The organism is Rhizobium etli CFN 42 (genome assembly GCF_000092045.1).
Lineage (GTDB): Bacteria > Pseudomonadota > Alphaproteobacteria > Rhizobiales > Rhizobiaceae > Rhizobium > Rhizobium etli.
Map to the genome: position 1 here is coordinate 1,902,312 of NC_007761.1, position 15,510 is coordinate 1,917,821.

Annotated in this window: 13 protein-coding genes; all 13 read left to right on the forward strand. The window is 62.6% G+C overall.

Features of this window, described 5'->3' with window-relative positions:
* Positions 1-61 precede the first annotated feature (61 nt).
* The 13 genes from RHE_RS09290 (at position 62) to RHE_RS09350 (ending at position 15,460) form a co-directional block, all read left to right on the forward strand.
* Positions 62-1,279: a deoxyguanosinetriphosphate triphosphohydrolase gene (locus tag RHE_RS09290; RefSeq protein ID WP_011425107.1), complete on the forward strand. Its 1,218-nt coding sequence runs from the start codon at positions 62-64 to the stop codon at positions 1,277-1,279.
* 63 nt (positions 1,280-1,342) lie between these two features.
* Positions 1,343-3,100: an arginine--tRNA ligase gene (argS, locus tag RHE_RS09295; protein ID WP_011425108.1), complete on the forward strand. Its 1,758-nt coding sequence runs from the start codon at positions 1,343-1,345 to the stop codon at positions 3,098-3,100.
* A 61-nt stretch (positions 3,101-3,161) separates the two neighbouring features.
* Positions 3,162-6,353, forward strand: coding sequence for an SPOR domain-containing protein (locus RHE_RS09300; RefSeq protein ID WP_011425109.1), 3,192 nt, complete (start codon positions 3,162-3,164; stop codon positions 6,351-6,353).
* A gap of 110 nt (positions 6,354-6,463) precedes the next feature.
* Complete coding sequence (nagZ, locus tag RHE_RS09305) at positions 6,464-7,477, forward strand: beta-N-acetylhexosaminidase (protein WP_042119237.1); 1,014 nt, start codon at positions 6,464-6,466, stop codon at positions 7,475-7,477.
* An 18-nt stretch (positions 7,478-7,495) separates the two neighbouring features.
* Positions 7,496-8,353, forward strand: coding sequence for a segregation and condensation protein A (locus RHE_RS09310; protein ID WP_041678867.1), 858 nt, complete (start codon positions 7,496-7,498; stop codon positions 8,351-8,353).
* Complete coding sequence (gene scpB / locus RHE_RS09315) at positions 8,350-9,054, forward strand: SMC-Scp complex subunit ScpB (RefSeq protein ID WP_020921130.1); 705 nt, start codon at positions 8,350-8,352, stop codon at positions 9,052-9,054. Before RHE_RS09310 ends, scpB begins: the two co-directional genes overlap by 4 nt.
* Positions 9,055-9,236: 182 nt before the next feature.
* Positions 9,237-9,428 carry a twin-arginine translocase TatA/TatE family subunit gene (locus RHE_RS09320; protein ID WP_011425113.1) on the forward strand — a complete coding sequence of 64 codons (192 nt, stop codon included), beginning with the start codon at positions 9,237-9,239 and terminating at the stop codon, positions 9,426-9,428.
* Positions 9,429-9,478: 50 nt separating this feature from the next.
* Positions 9,479-10,099, forward strand: coding sequence for a Sec-independent protein translocase protein TatB (gene tatB / locus RHE_RS09325; RefSeq protein WP_011425114.1), 621 nt, complete (start codon positions 9,479-9,481; stop codon positions 10,097-10,099).
* Positions 10,096-10,923 (forward strand): twin-arginine translocase subunit TatC, encoded by an 828-nt coding sequence (gene tatC, locus RHE_RS09330; RefSeq protein ID WP_020921132.1) that lies wholly within the window; start codon positions 10,096-10,098, stop codon positions 10,921-10,923. Before tatB ends, tatC begins: the two co-directional genes overlap by 4 nt.
* Positions 10,924-11,019: 96 nt before the next feature.
* Positions 11,020-12,303 (forward strand): serine--tRNA ligase, encoded by a 1,284-nt coding sequence (serS, locus tag RHE_RS09335; protein ID WP_011425116.1) that lies wholly within the window; start codon positions 11,020-11,022, stop codon positions 12,301-12,303.
* A gap of 4 nt (positions 12,304-12,307) precedes the next feature.
* Positions 12,308-13,081 carry a 5'/3'-nucleotidase SurE gene (surE, locus tag RHE_RS09340; RefSeq protein WP_011425117.1) on the forward strand — a complete coding sequence of 258 codons (774 nt, stop codon included), beginning with the start codon at positions 12,308-12,310 and terminating at the stop codon, positions 13,079-13,081.
* Positions 13,078-13,731: a protein-L-isoaspartate(D-aspartate) O-methyltransferase gene (locus RHE_RS09345; RefSeq protein ID WP_011425118.1), complete on the forward strand. Its 654-nt coding sequence runs from the start codon at positions 13,078-13,080 to the stop codon at positions 13,729-13,731. The genes surE and RHE_RS09345 overlap by 4 nt, the downstream gene beginning before the upstream one ends.
* A gap of 139 nt (positions 13,732-13,870) precedes the next feature.
* Positions 13,871-15,460 carry a peptidoglycan DD-metalloendopeptidase family protein gene (locus RHE_RS09350; protein WP_011425119.1) on the forward strand — a complete coding sequence of 530 codons (1,590 nt, stop codon included), beginning with the start codon at positions 13,871-13,873 and terminating at the stop codon, positions 15,458-15,460.
* Positions 15,461-15,510: the final 50 nt, after the last annotated feature.

Sequence of the window (15,510 nt, forward strand, 5' to 3'; positions counted from 1 at the left end):
ATGAAGAGGGCAAAGCGGCGTCAATGGGCAGATGCGGCAACAGGCAGAATGACGGTGAAGAATGACGGTTGACAGACGGGCTTTAGGTTTTGGCGGCAGCGAAAGAGCGGTCTATGCGGCAGACCCGTGGACGACGCGTGGGCGTCTCTATCCAGAAGACGGCAGTCCGACTCGCTCCGATTTCCAACGCGACCGCGACCGCATTGTCCATACCACCGCCTTCCGCCGGCTGAAGCATAAGACCCAAGTCTTCATCGCCCAGGATGGCGATCACTACCGCACCCGGCTGACGCATACGATCGAGGTGGCGCAGATTGCCCGTGCGCTTGCCCGCGCCCTGAAACTCGACGAGGATCTGGCCGAGGGCGTGGCGCTGGTGCACGATTTCGGCCACACGCCGTTCGGCCATACCGGCGAGGATGCGCTTCACGAGGTGCTGCTGCCCTATGGTGGCTTTGACCACAATGCCCAATCGCTGCGCATCGTGACCAAGCTCGAAAGGCGATATGCCGAATTCGACGGCATCAATCTGACATGGGAAAGCCTCGAAGGCCTCGTCAAACACAATGGTCCGCTGCTGACGCCAGAAGGGGCCGGCACGCGCGGCCCGGTGCCGCAGCCGATCCTCGATTATTGCGAATTGCACGATCTCGAGCTCGCGACTTATGCCAGCCTGGAAGCCCAGGTCGCGGCGATCGCCGACGACATTGCGTATAACACGCACGATATCGACGACGGCCTGCGCTCCGGCTACCTGACCTTCGACATGCTGGAGGAAATCCCGTTTCTGGCGGGGTTGATGGCCGAGGTGAGGGCTCGATACCCGCATTTGGAACCGAGCCGTTTCACCCACGAGATCATGCGCCGCCAGATCACCCGCATGGTCGAGGACGTGATCGGCGTCGCCCAGCAGCGTCTTTCAATTCTTCGCCCTGAGAGTGCAGCCGATATTCGCGCTGCCGACCGTGTGATCGCGACCTTCTCCGACGCGATGGCCGAAACCGACCGGCAGATCAAGGCGTTGCTCTTCAAACGGATCTACCGCAATCCCGATATCATGCGCATCCGCGCCGGTGCTGCCCAGATCGTCACGGATCTCTTTGCCGCTTACATGGCCAGTCCCAAGGAGATGCAGAGCCATTATTGGGTCGATCACATCGCCGGGCTCGCCGATGCGCCCAAGGCTCGACATGTCGGCGATTACCTCGCGGGCATGACCGACACCTATGCGATCAGTGCCCACAGGCGATTGTTTGACCACACTCCGGATTTGCGATAGGCAGCGGTCGCCCGCCGAAGGCCGATTTGCGCCTTTGGCACAGCCTATGCATGGAAGAGTGCGATGAACCTTTTTACCGACTTCGAAGCCAGGATCAAAACCGCCCTTGAACAGATCGATCTGGTCAGGGAAAAGCGATCTGAACTCGATTTCGGCCGCATCGCAGTCGAACCACCGCGCGATGCGAGTCACGGCGACGTTGCGACCAACGCCGCGATGGTGCTGGCAAAGCCGCTCGGCACCAATCCTCGCGCCCTTGCAGACGTCATCATCGCCAAGCTCAAGGAGGATGCCGACGTCGCCGATGTTTCGGTGGCAGGTCCCGGTTTCATCAACATCCGTCTCGCCGTCGGCTATTGGCAGCGGCTGCTGGCTTCTATCATCGGCGCCGGCATTGACTATGGCCGCTCGAGCCTCGGTGAAGGCCGGACGGTCAACGTCGAATACGTCTCGGCCAATCCGACCGGCCCGATGCATGTCGGTCATTGCCGCGGCGCCGTCGTCGGCGATGCGCTCGCCAACCTGCTTGCCTTTGCCGGTTATGGCGTCGAAAAGGAATATTATATCAACGATGCCGGTTCCCAGATCGACGTGCTGGCCCGCTCGGTCTTCCTGCGTTATCGCGAAGCGCTCGGCGAACGGATCGGCGAAATCCCTTCGGGCCTTTATCCCGGAGATTATCTCGTGCCCGTCGGCCAGTCGCTTGCCGCCGATTACGGTGTCCGGCTGCACAATATGCCGGAAGAGGAATGGATGCCAATCGTCAAAGATCGCACGATCGACGCGATGATGGCGATGATCCGCGAAGATCTGGCGGCGCTGAACGTCCATCACGACATCTTCTTCTCCGAGCGCACCTTGCACGCCAACGGCGCGGCAGCCATCCGCACCGCGATCAATGATCTGACCTTCAAGGGCTATGTCTACAAAGGCACTCTGCCGCCGCCGAAGGGTCAGCTTCCCGAGGATTGGGAGGATCGCGAACAGACGCTGTTCCGCTCGACCGAGGTGGGCGACGATATCGACCGGCCGCTGATCAAGTCGGACGGTTCCTACACCTATTTCGCCGCCGACGTCGCCTATTTCAAGAACAAGTTCGATCGTGGCTTCGAGGAGATGATCTATGTGCTCGGCGCCGATCATGGCGGCTACGTCAAGCGTCTGGAAGCGGTTGCGCGCGGCGTTTCGGATGGCAAAGCAAAGCTGACTGTACTGCTTTGCCAGCTCGTCAAGCTCTATCGCAACGGTGAGCCGGTGAAGATGTCGAAACGTTCGGGCGATTTCGTCACGCTTCGGGACGTCGTCGAGGAAGTCGGTCGTGATTCGGTCCGCTTCATGATGCTTTATCGTAAGAACTCCGAGCCACTCGACTTCGATTTCGCCAAGGTGACGGAGCAGTCGAAGGATAATCCTGTTTTTTATGTGCAGTACGCGCATGCCCGCTGCATGTCGGTCTTCCGGCAGGCAAAAGAGGCTTTTGCCGGCCTCGATGTTTCGCCCGAGGATCTTGCGAAAGCCGTTGCTGGCATTGAAGATCCGGCCGAATTGCAGCTCGTCGCCAAGCTCGCCGAATTCCCGCGTATCATCGAGTCGGCCGCCCAGTCCCAGGAGCCACATCGCATCGCTTTTTACCTCTACGACCTGGCCAGTGCTTTCCACGCGCACTGGAACAAAGGTAAAGATCAGCCGGAATTACGATTTGTTAATGATAAAAACCGAGAATCAACTATTGCCAGACTTGGGCTGGTGTACGCCGTCGCGTCGGTTTTGAAGTCGGGACTTGCCATTACAGGCACTGCCGCACCTGACGAAATGCGATAACGTCACCATTTACCCACAATGCGCTGGCATTTGAGCGTTGGCGTTTGCGAGTGGGATAGGCATGGCTGAGAAACAATTTGCGTATGATACGCGCGGAAAAGACGATCTGTTTGCCGACGACGATCCGTTGGCCGAACTTGCCAGGATCGTCGGTTTCGAGCCGCGTGTTGCAGCGAATACCGTAAGCGACGCCGCCCGGCGCGAGCCTGCCTTCGATCTGGAGGACGAGCTCGGGCGAGAATTCGATCGCTACGATTCACCGCGTCCGCTGGCCGAACTCGATCGGCCGGCCGAGCCGATCTCCGACGGCGTCGCTTCCGAAGACTATGTCGAGCCCGTTCTCGATGCTTCTGCGGCTGCCGTAAGCGTGGATGTTCCGGAGCCCGTCTCCGTTGGTCCCGTCGCCGCAGAAGAAGCTGCGCAACCTCCGGCAAGGAGCTGGGACGTAGCTTCTGCCGACTGGGCGGCCGGTCCACAGCAGTTGTCCGTCGACCCTGCCCCCGAGGCGTCGGTCCAAACCGCTTTCGGCGGCGCCCGCGACCTGATCGAGGAACTCGAACTGTCGATCGGTGCTGCGCCGGTCTCTTCGCTGGCGCAGTCCGCCAAAGCCCCGCAATGGTCGGCTGCCAGCATCAGGTTGCCGCTCGCCAATTTCCACGCCCCGAAGCGTGAGGAGCCGGTGGCAGCGATCAAGCCGGTAGCCGAAGCAGTCGCTGCGCTTGCGACTGAAGCAGTCGCTGAACCGGTGGCTGACGCAGCGGTTGCCGATCCTGCCTCGGCGGAGCCCGCAATCGAGCAGCCGGTGCCCGTTGCTGCCGTCGAACCTCCCGAAGAGTTCGAATCCGCGGCGCCGTCGTTCGGCTTTCCCGCCGAGCTCGATCGCCACGATGAGGCAATTGCGCCGCAAGAAGCTGCTGAAGCCGAGGAATTCGTTGAAGTCGAGAATGATCTGGAAGAGTTCGGCTCCGACGCCGGTTTCGATCTCGCGGCCGCCATCGAAGGCGAGATCCAGGCCGATGCCGCGCTGACCGAGGTCGGACCTGAAGTTCCGCATGCCGCCGGCACCTTCGATGTCGACGACTTGCTGGCCGACGTCTCGCGCTATCCTGTGCCCCGTCCGGTATTGCAGCGCGCCAATCTGGCGCCGGTTTCGCCGGAGCCTGCTCCCGTCGAAGTCGCCCCGGTCGCTGCCGCACCGGTTCAGCCCGAGGCGATCGCGCCCGCGCCGGTCCTGTCCGCTCCGATCGAAATGGCGCTCGCCTATGCTGCCGAAGCTGCAAGGCCGGTCGCGTCGCAGCCTGCCGCCGTCACGCCGCCCCATCCTGTCGCAACGGCCTATCCACGGGCGCAGCAGTCGGCGCCGGAAGCCGATGATCCCTTCGCGGGCCACGATTTTGAATTGGACCTCGCCGGTATCGAGCTGGAACTTGCCGATCTCGATTTTTCCGAAGCAGTCGAGCCTGCGCCGCAGCCAAAAGCACAGCCGGCGCCCGCCGTGCACCAGCAGGCAACGCCCGAGTACCCGCAGGCCGCTGTCCCGGCGCAGCCCGCGCCGGCCCTGGTTTCCGAAGAGCCGGCCCCAGCTCCGACGCCGGCTCCGGCTTTCAACTGGGCACCTGCCGCAGAGGCGTCCGCCGCTGAATCGACCGAAGATCTGCCCTTCGATCCGGCGATGATCTCCGATCCGGAGGATCGTCCCGAGACGGTGGACGACATGCATGTGCCGGCGCTGCCGCCGGTCGAGTCGCCCCCTCCGGTCGCGAAAACCGCGGATTTCGATTTCGATCTCGATGCTGAGATCGCGAGCTTTTTCGAGCCGGCCAAGCCGCGCGAAACGGCGGCGCCTGCCCGTAATATGGCTGCCGCTGCGGCAACGCCGATCAAGCCGACCATTGCCGACGGTCTCGATGATTTCGAACGGGCGCTGGAGGAGGATTTCCGCCGCAGCGTGCGCGAGCCGGTCGAGCGCCGCGAGACCTCCGAGGTCCACATCGAGTCGGCAAGCCAGGCCGCTGATTTCAGCCGCGCCCGGTCGATGCGCCGGCTGCTGGCCGGCGCCGTCGTGCTGGTGGTCTTCGCCGGCGTCGGTTATGGCGTCTATTCCTCCGTCTGGAACGGCGAAGGGCTCGGCATTGTCGCGTCCGGCGAGCCGCGTGTGATCACGGCCGACAAGGAGCCGGTCAAGGTCGTTCCGGAAAATCCCGGCGGTAAGACGGTTCCGAACCAGGATAAGGCCGTCTACGACCGCGTTGCGGGTTCTGCCGAGGAGCCGAAGCAGAAGGCGCTCGTCTCCTCGGACGAGGCGCCGGTCGATGTTGTCCAGCGCACCTTGACGCCGGAGGCATTGCCGGAAGATGACGAGAACGCCGGCACTGACGATAGGGTCACGCCGACCGCGGTTGGTGAGACGGAGGATCCGCGTCTGCTGCCGAACCACGCCGACGCCGACGACGCTTCCGCAAGCGACGCCGACAAGACGCCATCTGTTTCGCCGCGCAAGGTCCGCACGATGATCGTCAAGCCTGACGGCACGCTGGTCGCCCGCGAGGAGTCCGCGCCGGTCGACCAGCCGGCACCGTCTGCTCAGCCGATGCCGTCTGGCCAGCCTCCAGTTACGGCGCAGTCGGCCCCGTCTGCGCCATCAGCCCCGATCGCGCCGCCGGTTGCCGGAACGGCTGCGACCTTCCCGGCAAGCGCCGAGATTGCGTCCGCCGATGCCCGTTCTGCAGCACCCGTTCAAACCGCGCCGGCGCAGCTGTCGTCTGCCGCAACTGCCGATGAGCAGGCGGCAAATCCCGCACCGGTCGATGCGCCGGTACGGCCGGTCAAGACGGCAACGATCGCCGATACGGCCCCGGTTCCGATCGCCCGCCCGGCCGATCAGCCTGTCAACGTCGTTGGCACGGTTACCGATAAGGGCAATGTCCGCACGCCCGCGCAGCAGCCGAAGCCGACGCAGGTCGCCTCGGCAACGCCGGCCGTCGCCCAGCCGCAGCAAGCCGTCTCCGTCGGTGGCTACGGCCTTCAGATCGCTTCGCTTCCGTCGGAGGACGAGGCCAATAAATCTTATGCAAGCCTGTCGAAGAAATTCGCCGGCGTGCTTGGCGGCCGCGCCCATGAGATCCGTAGGGCCGATATCGCCGGTAAGGGCACTTTCTACCGTGTCCGCATCCCGGTCGGCTCAAAGGACGAGGCCGCAGCCCTTTGCGAACAGTATCGCGCAGCCGGTGGAAGCTGCCTGATCTCCAAGTAACATCGGTCATTGAATTATGAGAGCGGCGGGCCGGATCGGACCGCCGCTCTTTTTTGTGCATCGCGCCCGCGCTCGCTCGCATTTGGCCCGCCGCCGTTTATGATTCTTCCATGACCGAATCAAAAGCGATGATCCTTGGCTGCAGCGGCCTTGCCCTCACATCCGAAGAAAAGGCCTTTTACCGGGACGAACGGCCCTGGGGTTTCATCCTCTTCGGGCGCAATATCTCCGAAACAGCGCAGATCACCGATCTCGTCGCCGAATTGCGCGACAGCGTCGGCTGGCATGCGCCGGTGCTGATCGATCAGGAGGGTGGTCGCGTCCAGCGCATCCGTCCGCCGGTTCTGCCGCGTTATCCCTCAGGCCAGGCGCTGGGCGATCTCTATCGCCGCGACCCGGCGCTCGGGCTGCGCGCCGCCTGGGTGATGTCGCGCCTGCATGCCTTCGACCTGTCGAACCTTGGCATCAATGTCGATTGCCTGCCGGTTCTCGACGTGCCGGTCGAAGGCAGCAGCAACGTCATCGGCGACCGCGCCTATGGCGGCGATCCCGAGACCGTCATCGCAATGGGACGGGCGGCCGGCGAGGGGCTGAAGGCCGGCGGCCTGCTGCCCGTGATGAAACATATGCCCGGCCACGGTCGCGGCTTTGCCGATTCACATCTGGAGCTGCCTGTCGTTACCGTCTCGCGCGATGAGCTGGAGACCCATGATTTCCCCCCCTTCATCGCGATGAAGGACGAGTTGATGGCAATGACCTGCCATCTCGTCTTCACATCAATCGACCCTGACAATCCGGCGACGACCTCGCGCAAGGTGATCGACGACGTCATCCGTCAGCACATCGGTTTTGGCGGTCTGCTGCTTTCCGACGACAGCTCGATGAATGCGCTTTCCGGCACGATCGGTGAACGGGCGGCGAATATCATTGCAGGGGGATGCGATATCGTGCTGCATTGCAATGGCCATATGGACGAGATGCGGGCGGTCGTGGCAAATGTTCCGCCGCTCGCCGGTCTTTCGCTTAGCCGCGCAAAAGCGGTAGAAGCAGGCTTTGCCGCGCCGGATACTGCCGATGAGGCGGAGTTGAGGGCGGAATTCGAGGCGATGTTCGTGTCGGTGTGATCGTAGGAGAGCAGGGTGGTGAGCACGGTCAAGGGCTCGGAACGTCCGCAGGCGGCAACGCCGATGGACAAGCTGTGGCAGGAGAACGGCGCCGAGCGCGCCAGCCACGAGCCAGCGCTGGTGATCGACGTCGCCGGCTTCGAAGGTCCGCTCGACCTGCTGCTCTATCTCGCCCGCAACCAGAAGGTCGACCTGTCGCGCATTTCTGTCTTGGCGCTGGCCGAACAATATCTGCAGTTCGTCGAAAGCGCCCGGCGGATCCGCATCGAGCTTGCCGCCGACTATCTCGTCATGGCGGCCTGGCTTGCCTATCTCAAGTCGCGGCTGCTCATTCCCCAGCAGGTTAAGGATGATGGCCCCTCGGGCGAGGAGATGGCGGCAACGCTTGCCTTCCGCCTGAAACGTCTCGAAGCCATGCGCCAGGCGGCCGAAGGCCTCGTCAACCGCAACCGCCTCGGCCGCGATATCTTCGCGCGCGGCGCGCCCGAGCATATTCCCGACCGGCAGCAGTCGGCTTATGTGGCGAGCCTATACGATCTCCTGACCGCCTATGCGGCGCTGCGCCAGCGCCACGCCATCACCCAGGTGACGATCGAGAGGCGCAATGTCTGGTCGTTGACCGACGCCCGCGAGCTGCTGACCCAGATGATCGGCGAGGTCGGCGACTGGACGGCGATGGAGCATTATCTGCTGCCTTATCTCGCAGCGCCCGAGGAGCGCGTCACGGCGATTGCCAGCGCCTTCGCTGCGTCGCTGGAACTGGTGCGCGAGGGCAAGCTCGAAATCCGTCAGGAAGGAGCCTTTCAGCCGATCTATATGCGCCGCGGCCCGAAACATGCGACTCTGCAGGTGGTTGAACAGGAGCGGCCGGCTTGACCGATCTGAAGGGCGAAGAGGATTTCGAGGAAGAGGGCCGCGATCTGCAGGCCGAGATCGAGGCCGAGCGCACTGCCGAGGCGCTGGTCTTCGCCTCCTCCCAGCCGGTTTCCGAAGCTTTCCTCGCCGAGCGCCTGCCGAGGGGCGCCGACGTGCGCGCGATCATGCTGCGACTGAAGGAACATTATGCGCCGCGCGGCGTCAATCTCGTGCAGATCGAGGGGGCTTGGGCCTTCCGGACTGCCGCCGATCTGTCCTTCGTCATCCGCCGCGATGAGAACGAGGTCAAGAAGCTGTCGCGCGCCGCGCTGGAAGTGCTGTCGATCATCGCCTATCACCAGCCGGTGACGCGCGCCGAAATCGAGGATATCCGCGGCGTGCAGACTTCGCGCGGCACGCTCGACGTGCTGATGGAAGCGGGCTGGGTACGGTTTCGCGGTCGCCGTCGCACGCCGGGCCGGCCGGTTACATTAGGCACCACGCGCGATTTTCTCGACCATTTCGGCCTCGAGGAACTGCGCGATCTGCCCGGGCTCGAAGAATTGAAGGGCGCGGGCCTGCTCTCGGGCCGCATTCCGGCGAATTTCAATATTCCCTCGCCATTGATGAACGACGAGCTGAGCGAGGACGAAGACCCCATTACCCAAATGGATCTCGAAGAACTTGGGTTGCTTGCCCCGCGTTCTACCTCCGAAGATTGAAGGACTTCGTCTTGCTTTTTCCATGCATGACGAAAACAATGGTGCTCACGATTTTTCGACGGGTCAGTGGCTTGTCATAAAGGGCTATACCGTGACATTAAGCGCAGTTCAAAGGGCTTGATGTTGGAAACGGTGTCAGAAATCCTTACATCGTGGGAACATCGAAACAGGGAGTTAGAGTGATGGGTTCTCTTAGCATGTGGCACTGGCTGATCGTTCTGGTCATCGTGCTGTTGTTGTTCGGTCGTGGCAAGATTCCGGAATTGATGGGCGATGTTGCCAAGGGCATCAAAAGCTTCAAGAAGGGCATGACGGACGAAGACGCGCCCGAAACGGCAAAGACCGTCGATCACAAGGCCGACGAAACGAAGTAACCAAGTCCGGGAAAAGCGCAGCCCCCGCGCTTCCCGTCCAGGAGCCTTGCATGTTCGATATTGGCTGGACCGAGCTTTTGGTCATCGCGGTCGTGCTGATCGTCGTTGTCGGTCCGAAGGATTTGCCGCCGATGCTGCGCGCTTTCGGCAAGATGACGCAGCGCGCCCGCAAAGTGGCCGGTGAGTTCCGCGCGCAGTTCGACGAAGCGCTGCGCGAGGCCGAACTCGATGATGTCCGCCAGACGATCAGCGACGCCCAGAAGCTCAATCCGGTCAGTAGCCTGCGCGAGGCGATGAACCCGCTTCGCCAGATGGGCAACGAGATCAAGGCCGACCTGCAGAAGGCGACCGCGGTTACCGAAAACAAGACCGAAGTGCCGTCGGCTGCAATGTCCGCCCCGACGCCGTCGATGAGCCTGCCGGAAACGCCGCCGGTGGTGCCGACGCCCGCTCCAGCGCCGGAACCCGCGGCCGTCGCGGCCGAGACGGTTGCCGCCAAGCCGAAGGCTCCACGTAAGCCGCGCGCCAAGGCTGCGGATAAGGCCGCCTTTGCCATTGCCGCGCCGGTGGAAAACCCGCCCGCCGAAAAGCCGAAACGAACGACGGCTGCCAGAAAGCCCGCAGCGCCCAAGACGCCGGTGCAGACGAAAAAGAAGAAGGACGAGGCATGAGCGGTGATATCGAAGACAAGCCGCAGCCGCTGATCGAACATCTAATGGAGCTGCGCACGCGGCTGATCTGGTCGATCGGCGCGTTTTTCGTTGCTTTCATCGCATGCTTCTTTTTTGCCAAGCATCTCTTCAATTATCTGGTCATTCCCTACAAGACGGCCGTGGAATGGGCGCATCTCGACGTCGAGAAGGCACAGCTGATTTATACCGCGCCCCAGGAATTCTTCTTCACCCAGGTCAAGGTGGCGATGTTCGGCGGCCTGGTGGTCGCTTTCCCCATCATTGCCGCCCAAGTCTATAAGTTCGTGGCGCCCGGCCTCTACAAGAACGAGCGCCAGGCCTTCCTGCCGTTCCTGATCGCGTCGCCGGTCCTGTTCCTGATGGGGGCCGCGCTCGTCTATTTCTTCTTCACGCCGATGGTCATGTGGTTCTTCCTGTCGATGCAGCAGGCGCCGGGTCATGACGAGGTGGCGATTTCGCTGATGCCGAAGGTCTCGGAATATCTGAGCCTCATCATGACGCTGGTCTTTTCCTTCGGTCTCGTCTTCCAGCTGCCCGTCATCACGACCCTGCTTGCCCGCGTCGGTCTGCTGACGTCGCAATGGCTCGCCGAGAAGCGCAAGTTCGCCATCGTGCTCGCCTTCGTCGTCGCCGCCGTGCTGACGCCGCCGGATCCGATGTCCCAGATCGGTCTTGCGCTACCAACGATCCTTCTCTACGAGATTTCCATCTATGCGGCGCGACTCGTGGAGCGCCAGCGTGCCCGGCAGGCGCTCGAAAAAGAAACCGGATCCGCGGACGTTGCCAAGACCGACAGCGTCTGAGGCGATCCGGAAGCCTTTTTATGACGCCGCCTCATCCGGTTGAGGCCCGGTCAGGCTTTGGCCGGGTCATTTCTGTTGCAACGACCTGGAACGACGATGCTCGATATCAAATGGATCCGTGAGAATCCCGAAGCGCTCGATGCCGCCCTTGCCAAGCGGGGCGCGGAGCCTTTGGCCCAAACTCTCGTCGCCCTCGATGAAAAGCGCCGCTCCGCCGTGCAGAAGACGCAGGATCTGCTCTCCCGCCGCAACGCCGCCTCCAAGGAGATCGGCGCAGCCATGGCGCAGAAGAACGCTGAGCTGGCCGAAAAGCTGAAGGCCGAGGTCGCCGAAATCAAGGAGACGCTGCCTGCAGCCGAAGAGGAAGAACGCACGCTGTCCGCCGAGCTCATTGACGCTCTCTCGCGCATCCCAAACGTGCCGTTCGACGACGTTCCCGTCGGTAAAGATGAGCACGATAATGCCGTCGCCCGCATTGTCGGCGAAAAGCCGCGCTGGAACCATACGCCGAGGGAGCACTTCGAAATCGGCGAGGCTCTCGGCTATATGGACTTCGAGCGAGCCGCCAAGCTCTCCGGCTCGCGCTTCACGGTGCTGACCGGGCCGCTCGCCAGGCTCGAGCGCGCGCTCGGCCAGTTCATGATCGATCTCCACACCCGCGAGCACGGTTATACCGAAGTCAGCTCGCCGCTGATGGTTCGGGCTGAAGCGGTGTTCGGCACCGGTAGCCTGCCGAAGTTCGAAGAGGATCTCTTCAAGACGACGGATGGCCGCTACCTCATTCCGACGGCGGAGGTGACGCTGACCAATCTGGTGCGCGAGGAAATCCTCGACCAGGAAAAGCTGCCGCTGCGCTTCACTGCCTTGACGCCGTCCTTCCGTTCGGAAGCGGGTTCGGCCGGCCGCGACACACGCGGCATGCTGCGCCAGCACCAGTTCTGGAAATGCGAGCTCGTCTCGATCACCGATGCCGAGAGCTCCATTGCCGAGCATGAACGGATGACCGCCTGTGCGGAGGAGGTGCTGAAGCGCCTCGGTCTGCATTTCCGCACGATGACGCTGTGCACCGGCGACATGGGCTTCGGCTCGCGCAAGACCTACGATCTCGAAGTCTGGCTGCCGGGGCAGAATGCCTTCCGCGAAATCTCCTCCTGTTCGGTCTGCGGCGATTTTCAGGCCCGCCGGATGAATGCGCGCTACCGCGGCAAGGACGATAAGAACAACAAGTTCGTCCACACGCTGAACGGCTCCGGCACCGCCGTCGGCCGCTGCCTGATCGCCGTCCTAGAAAATTATCTGAACGAAGACGGTTCCGTCACGATTCCGGACGTTTTGCTGCCCTATATGGGCGGATTGACCAAGATTGAACGGGCGGCCTGAGGCGATGCGCATCCTGCTTACGAATGACGACGGCGTCCATGCGGGAGGCTTGGCTGCGCTGGAGCGGATCGCCCGCACGCTGTCGGACGACGTCTGGATCGTGGCGCCCGAAACCGACCAGAGCGGTCTTGCCCATTCGCTGAGCCTCTCCGAACCTCTGCGGCTGCGCAAGATTTCCGACAAGCATTTCGCCTTGCGCGGCACGCCGACCGATTGCGTCATCATGGGCATCCGACAGGTGATGGACATCAAGCCGGATCTCGTTCTCTCCGGCGTCAATTCAGGCTCAAACGTCGCCGACGACGTGACCTATTCCGGCACGATCGCCGGTGCCATCGAGGGCACCATGCAGGGCGTGCGCTCCTTCGCGCTCAGCCAGGCCTACCTCTACGAAGACGGCGCACGCATCGTGCCGTGGGAGGTCTGCGAGACGCATGCGCCGGCTCTTCTGGAAAAGCTGATGGTTCTGGACCTGCCGGATGGCACCTTCCTCAATCTCAATTTTCCGAACTGCCGTCCCGACGAGGTCGATGGCGCGGAGGTGACCATGCAGGGCAAGCTCGCCTTCAATCTGCAGGTCGATGCCCGCTCCGACGGTCGGGGCTTTCCCTATTACTGGCTGAAGTTCGGCGAACGCGCTGGCGCCTTCATCGAAGGCACCGATATTCACGCTCTGAAGCATAACAAGATTTCGGTAACGCCTTTGAAACTGGATTTGACCGATTATTCCGTGACGGACCGCGTGGCGCGGGCCCTGGGATACGGAGCACAGGTTTGACGGCAAGACTGGCGGAGAAGGAGGGCTTTGCGGCGCTTGTCCTCAGACTGCGTGCCGAAGGCATCTCCGATCTTGATCTGCTGACGGCCGTCGAGCAGACGCAGCGCTCGCTGTTCGTGCCGCCGCAATTTGCCGACGATGCCTATTCGAGTCGCACGATACCGATCGAATGCGGTTCCTTTCTCGAAGGCATCGATTTTGTCGTCCGCATCCTGCATCACCTGAAGCTCAAACCGGGACAGCGCGTCCTGGAAATCGGCACCGGCAGCGGTTTCACTGCCGCCGTTATGGGGCGCCTGGCCGAACGTGTTCTGTCGATCGATCGCTACAAGACGCTGACGACCGCTGCACAGCGGCGCATGGAATCGCTTAGCCTGCGCAATGTCATCATCCGCCACGCCGACGGCAGCGCGGGCATGCAGGGCGAGGGCACCTTCGACCGTATCCTGGTGACGGCGGCTTTCAACGCGATGCCGCGCTTTTATACCGACCAGCTCGTTTCCGGCGGTTCGATGATCGCGCCGCTTATGATTTCCGAAAACGAATGTCGCATGGTGCGGCTGACGAAAACCGGCAGCCGTTTCGAACGCGAGGAGCTGTTCGAAGCCCCTTATTTGCCGATCGTTCCGCGTCTTGCCTCGCTGCTGTAGGCACTGCGATTTTTCACCCGTAAGCTATGGTTATCAACTTCTCAAAAATATCGCACTGATTCCAGCATCTTAACCGCGTGGTAATACTAACGCGTTTTAATAGACCCACAAATGGTTGCGTTCTCAGTGGGTCGAGTCAATGCGTTTCAGTCTTTCGCCGAAGTTCGGTAAGTCGGCCGGTAATCTTCTGGTTGTGGGCCTGCTGGCGAGTGCCGCAACGGGCTGCAGTTCCGATGTGACACGGTTTGGCGGTTTGTTTTCCTCCTCCGGGCAGGATCAGGTCACCACTAGTTCCATTCCGCGCCGGGGCGGCGTTCAGGGCGATCCGGTTCCGCGCGCCGATCTCGGCGGTTCGGCCGTCGCCAGCCAGTCCGGTTACGGCGGCAACAATGCGCTGAACCAGCCCTATCCGGCGAACCCGGGTTACGAGCCGGTCCGTACATCCAGCGCACGCCTGGCTTCCTCGCCGGTCTCGATCCAGCGTTCCGAGCTTGCCGCGCCCACGGCTGCCGCGCCATCCCGCCAGCGGGATAAGGAAGTGGCGCTTGCCCAGCCGTTCCCGGCTTCGCCGCAGGCTCAAAAGCCGCGGCTCGTGGCACCGGCGGCACCGAAGGCAACGCCCGATTCGCTGACAACAGGCACCACGCCGAAGATTTCCGGCTGGTCCTCGACCAATGCGCCTTCCGTGACGCTGCGCCCGGGTGAAAACATCGCCACGCTGTCCCGGCGCTTCGGCGTTCCGGAAAAGGAAATCCTGCGCATCAACAATCTGAAAACCGCCTCTGCCGCCCAACCCGGCCAGGCCATCCTGATCCCGACGTTGAATGGCGGCAATGCCGCCAAGGCGGCGTCGCAGGCGGCCGATCTTGCCAAGCCCGGCAATATGCCGGAGCCGGCCAAGGCGCCGGAGCAGAAGGTCGCCGTCGTCCCTGGCGCCAATTCCGCCCGCGACAAGACCATGGCGAGCGCCGATCCGGCCGCAAAACTTCCCGCCGGCGCCGGCAAGGATCCGAAGGCGCCTGCCGGCACCTATGTCGTCAAGCAGGGCGATTCGCTGGCAAAGATCGCCAAGGCCACCGGCGCCAATATCGACGACCTCAAGGCCGCCAACAATATTTCGGCGAGCTCGCTGCGTGTTGGTCAGGCCCTGAAGATCCCGGCCGCCAAAGCCGACACGATCAAGACCGCTTCGATCCCGGCTGAAAAGGTCGAGTCGAAACCGGCTGATCCGGCGCCTGCCCAGCAGACGGCTTCCGTTCAGCCCGCGCCCTATAAGGCGCCGGCCGCCACCCAAACCGTCGATGAGGTCGAGAAGAAGGCCGACGTCAGCTCCGACGCGCCGGAATCGACCGGCATCGGCAAATACCGCTGGCCGGTGCGCGGCCAGGTCATTGCGGCCTATGGCGCGAACGTCAACGGCAGCCGCAATGACGGCATCGATATCTCGGTACCGCAGGGCACGCCGATCAAGGCCGCCGAAAACGGTGTCGTCATCTATGCCGGCAACGGCCTGAAGGAACTCGGCAACACCGTTCTCGTCCGTCACGACGACGGCACCGTCACCGTCTATGGCAATGCCGACACGCTGAGCGTTGCCCGCGGCCAAAAGATCCAGCGCGGTCAGACCGTCGCCGTCTCCGGCATGAGCGGCGACGTCAAGCAGCCGCAGGTCCATTTCGAGGTGCGCAAGGACGCGTCCCCGGTCAACCCGATGACTTTCCTGGAATAGGTAAAGCGTACCAGGAAGCGCAAAAGCCCGGCCACCAGCCGGGCTTTTGT

Coding starts and splice junctions, on each gene's coding strand:
- RHE_RS09290 (WP_011425107.1), top strand. CDS start 62: ATGACGGTTGACAGACGGGCTTTAGGTTTTGGCGGCAGCGAAAGAGCG.
- argS (WP_011425108.1), top strand. CDS start 1,343: ATGAACCTTTTTACCGACTTCGAAGCCAGGATCAAAACCGCCCTTGAA.
- RHE_RS09300 (WP_011425109.1), top strand. CDS start 3,162: ATGGCTGAGAAACAATTTGCGTATGATACGCGCGGAAAAGACGATCTG.
- nagZ (WP_042119237.1), top strand. CDS start 6,464: ATGACCGAATCAAAAGCGATGATCCTTGGCTGCAGCGGCCTTGCCCTC.
- RHE_RS09320 (WP_011425113.1), top strand. CDS start 9,237: ATGGGTTCTCTTAGCATGTGGCACTGGCTGATCGTTCTGGTCATCGTG.
- tatB (WP_011425114.1), top strand. CDS start 9,479: ATGTTCGATATTGGCTGGACCGAGCTTTTGGTCATCGCGGTCGTGCTG.
- tatC (WP_020921132.1), top strand. CDS start 10,096: ATGAGCGGTGATATCGAAGACAAGCCGCAGCCGCTGATCGAACATCTA.
- serS (WP_011425116.1), top strand. CDS start 11,020: ATGCTCGATATCAAATGGATCCGTGAGAATCCCGAAGCGCTCGATGCC.
- surE (WP_011425117.1), top strand. CDS start 12,308: ATGCGCATCCTGCTTACGAATGACGACGGCGTCCATGCGGGAGGCTTG.
- RHE_RS09350 (WP_011425119.1), top strand. CDS start 13,871: ATGCGTTTCAGTCTTTCGCCGAAGTTCGGTAAGTCGGCCGGTAATCTT.